The organism is Escherichia sp. E3659 (assembly GCF_005781135.1).
Lineage (GTDB): Bacteria > Pseudomonadota > Gammaproteobacteria > Enterobacterales > Enterobacteriaceae > Escherichia.
This window is the reverse complement of record NZ_VATQ01000073.1, coordinates 1-1,591: the sequence shown is the minus strand read 5'-3', so window position 1 is coordinate 1,591 and position 1,591 is coordinate 1. Positions and strand designations below refer to the sequence as shown.

5 protein-coding genes are annotated in these 1,591 nt (G+C 38.0%); all 5 read left to right on the top strand.

All coding sequences use genetic code 11. From position 1 onward, the window contains the following. The first annotated feature begins 108 nt into the window (after positions 1 to 108). The 5 genes from FEK47_RS24980 to FEK47_RS24960 all read left to right on the top strand — a co-directional run bounded on the left by FEK47_RS24980 (position 109) and on the right by FEK47_RS24960 (position 1,566). Positions 109 to 432 carry a hypothetical protein gene (locus FEK47_RS24980; protein ID WP_000432877.1) on the top strand — a complete coding sequence of 108 codons (324 nt, stop codon included), beginning with the start codon at positions 109 to 111 and terminating at the stop codon, positions 430 to 432. A gap of 40 nt (positions 433 to 472) precedes the next feature. After that, entirely contained in the window at positions 473 to 697 is a 225-nt protein-coding gene (locus tag FEK47_RS24975) for a hypothetical protein (protein WP_000866040.1), read from the top strand. Positions 698 to 792: 95 nt separating this feature from the next. Continuing rightward, positions 793 to 1,017 (top strand): hypothetical protein, encoded by a 225-nt coding sequence (locus tag FEK47_RS24970; protein ID WP_000749828.1) that lies wholly within the window; start codon positions 793 to 795, stop codon positions 1,015 to 1,017. A 50-nt stretch (positions 1,018 to 1,067) separates the two neighbouring features. After that, positions 1,068 to 1,316, top strand: a complete 249-nt coding sequence (locus tag FEK47_RS24965) for a hypothetical protein (RefSeq protein ID WP_130261394.1) — start codon at positions 1,068 to 1,070, stop codon at positions 1,314 to 1,316. A gap of 7 nt (positions 1,317 to 1,323) precedes the next feature. After that, the gene (locus FEK47_RS24960) at positions 1,324 to 1,566 is read left to right on the top strand and encodes an XRE family transcriptional regulator (RefSeq protein WP_130261395.1); all 243 of its coding nucleotides are present in this window, start codon (positions 1,324 to 1,326) and stop codon (positions 1,564 to 1,566) included. The last annotated feature ends 25 nt before the right edge of the window (positions 1,567 to 1,591 follow it).

Here is a 1,591-nt window from a genome sequence, read left to right as displayed (position 1 = left end):
ATCAGGAGTAAAAATTACTTGCAAATAGGTCAGAACTGACCTATTATAAACATATCGAGAGGGGATAGTCCCTGATCACCAAAGCCGCTCAGCGGCAGGAGTTTAAAAATGGAAAACTACGCTAAATTTGTTGCTACTGAAATTCTTAATCAGCTTGGCGGAAATCGCTTCATTGCTATGACTGGCGCAAAGAACTTTGCCTATTTTGATGAAGATGGTGAATGTGGTCTTAGTTTTCGTCTTCCTTCAAAATTTGCAATGAATGGAATTAATTTAGTAAAAATTAAATTAACCTTTTCCGATACATACCAGGTGACCTTTTCTCGTGTTCGAGGAGCAATGGTTAAAGAAGTATCGACATTTGATAATGTTTATTGTGATCAGTTGGAATGTTTGTTTAACGAACAAACCGGACTTGCAACCAGATTGTAATTTTTAATATGGGGGGATTCCCCCCATATCAGGAGGATAAATGAAAGTTCTGATTGGTAATATCAATATTCGTAATCATCATATGCTTCTTGAATTAGCTGGAATTGCAGGATTTGCCGGGAGCGTTGAATATACAAGTGAAATATCCGCAAGTATTGACCTTATGGATGATTCTTTTAGAAGTAAAGTTGGTATAAGCGATAGTGAAATATTAAAGATGTTAGAGGCATTTGTTGAAAATAAATTTTCAATAAAACTCGTTTAAAAACACTTGATAATAGGTCAGAAATGACCTATTATCAGCATATCGAAAGGAGGTAGTCTCCGATCACCAAAGCCGCCCAGCGGCAGGAGTTAAATATGAAAAAATCAACTTTCCCTGTTATCGTTTCTACGACTGGTCATGCGTTTTCTGTTGCGCGTGTGACGCTTTGCACTATCTGCCTGAAACATGAAAAAACAGGCAAGGATTATGTTGTTATTTTCACGGATAGCAATAATATCCGCGATTATAAAACGGGAGTAGTCCCGTGTTTTGGAGAGCTTTACCAGGAAGATGTCGATTTGATTGTTGGAAAAAGTTAAAGTAAAGGGGCTATAAGCCCCTTTACTGTTAAAATAGGAACCATATTAATATGAAGGTACGAAAAGGTGACAGGCAATATTATTTGAATAAAGAAGGTAATATGTTTCATCTTGTGAAACGGGTGAAGACCTTTTCTAAATCTGCGACTTTAGGAAAAACGAAAGCAACGGTGAAAACTGTTGCTGATCTTGTTTTTAATGAGAAGGCATTCGACACAATAGACTTTTCCAGAGATGGATTAAGAGAGAATGATAAAGAAATTGTTTCTATGATGATTCAGGAAATGAACAATGAATGAGGAAAAAATGTTAACTGAAAACACATCAGAAAACATCAAACGTCTGCGGCAAAAAATTGGTCTGACGCAGAAAGAATGTGCCGAAATATTCAGCATGACTCCGCGAACCTGGCGTCGCAAGGAAGAACCTGTCGGAACTGTAAGTGGTACAGCACTTACACCTGTGGAGTTTAAATATCTTCAGCTTTTAGCTGGGGAACATCCAGAATACGTCCTGTGCAAAAGGGACAAGCCTAAATGTAGTGAATGAGTTGTTGCGCCCGTAGCTCGCGATG